Source organism: Anaeromyxobacter sp. PSR-1 (assembly GCF_000964525.1).
Taxonomy (GTDB): Bacteria; Myxococcota; Myxococcia; order Myxococcales; family Anaeromyxobacteraceae; genus Anaeromyxobacter.
This window is the reverse complement of sequence record NZ_BAZG01000340.1, coordinates 1-1609: the sequence shown is the minus strand read 5'-3', so window position 1 is coordinate 1609 and position 1609 is coordinate 1. Positions and strand designations below refer to the sequence as shown.

At 74.4% G+C, this 1609-nt stretch carries 1 protein-coding gene and 1 pseudogene; one reads left to right on the top strand and one right to left on the bottom strand.

The genetic code is table 11. The features are described 5' to 3' along the window. The coding region (locus PSR1_RS23220; protein WP_237758223.1) for a serine/threonine-protein kinase at positions 1-1150 on the bottom strand (1150 nt) is incomplete at its 3' end. Between the two features lie 259 nt (positions 1151-1409). Between PSR1_RS23220 and PSR1_RS23215 the strand changes: the two are divergent. Next, a pseudogene (locus PSR1_RS23215) lies at positions 1410-1609 on the top strand (hypothetical protein); the annotation flags it as partial.

The following is a 1609-nucleotide window of genomic DNA, read 5'->3' as shown; positions in this document are numbered from 1 at the left end:
ACCGCGAGCCGGCCGCGGCGTCGTGGACCATGACGCTGGCGAGGTCCACCACCGCGTGGCGGACGATCGCGTCGCGGAGGAGCGCGTGGGCGCCGTCGAGCGCCAGGCGGACCGCGTTCTCGCGCGCGCCCGGCTCGAACACGACCGAGGCGGCGCGGGTCCCGAGCGCGCCGAGGCGCCCGCCCACCGACTGCGCGGCGCGCTGCAGGTGCAGCACGTCCGTGTCGTAGGCGACGCGCAGCAGGCCGACGGTCCGGGGGCGCAGGGCGGGCGCGCGCGGCGCGTCGGCGGCGGCGCGGGGCTCGGCGACCGCGGCGAACGCCTCGCGGAGCGCGACCCGCAGCGCGCTCCCGTCGGCGTAGCGCGCCTCCGGGAGCTTGGCCAGGCAACGGAGGATGACCTCCTCGAGCGCCGGCGGCACGCCGGCGTGCTCGGACGGACGCCCGGGCCGGCGCGCCAGGTGCGCCTGCCGCTGCTCGCCCGGCGAGCCCTCGAACGGCGGCGCCCCGGTCACGAGCTCGAAGAGGATCGCGCCCGCCGCGTAGACGTCGGCGCGGGCGTCCGCCGCGTCGCCGCGGACCTGCTCCGGGGCCATGTACGCCGCCGTCCCGGCCGAAGCGCCCGCCGGCGCGTCCTCCGTCGCGACCGGCTCCGGGCCGTGCGCCAGCCCGAAGTCCACCAGCCGCGCGCCGCCGGGCTCCACGAACACGTGGCGCGGCTTGAGGTCGAGGTGGCGCCAGCCGCGGCCGTGGAGGGCCGCGAGCGCGTCCGCGAGCGCGAGCACCGCGTCGCGCAGGGTCTCGAGATCGAGCGGCCCGTCGACCGCGCGGACGCGGTCGGCGAGGGACGGCGCGGTGAGCCGCTCGAGCGCGACCCAGGCGCGGCCGTCCTCGAGCATGCCGCTCGCGAGCACCGCCGGCGCGAGCTCGGGGCCGATCTCGCGCAGCGCGGCGGCCTCGCGGAGGAGCTGGTCGCGCGCGCGCGGCGTGGAGCCCTGGGAGATCTTCACGGCGGCGGCGGTCCCGTCGCGGGTGCGTCGCGCCGACAGGATCTCGCCGAACCCGCCCCGTCCGATCACACCCTCGATCTCGAACCCCGGGATCGGCGGAAGTGCCGGCGGGCGGTGTCCGGGGGTGTTCACGGAACGCATCATACGATGCGCCGAAGGGTGGGTCCCGAGAAACCCGTGGCCGGCTGCCCGATATCCGCTTGGAGTAAAGCCGTGTGATCCTTAGGGACGCCGATCTGTCCCATTCACCCACAGCTTACCCCTGTCGAGTGTCACATGAACACGGGATATCATACCCGTTTGAAGGGACAAAAAGTGGTGCGGAGCCGTGCCCAAAGGTGTGCGCCGGGGAGTGGCGGTGGGGCCCTATGCGTACACAGGCGACGGTGGGAGGAAACCGATGCACAACCAGGCTCGTTCGTTCGTGATTGCGGCGCTTCTCGTCGTCTCCAGCTCCGTTCGCGCGGCACCGGCCGAGAACGGCCTCCTCGAGAACGGCCTGCTGGGCAACGGCGTCTTCACCAACGGTCTCGTGGAGAACGGCGTCTTCACGAACGGCGTGTTCACCAACGGGGTCTTCACGAACGGCCTCGCGGAGAA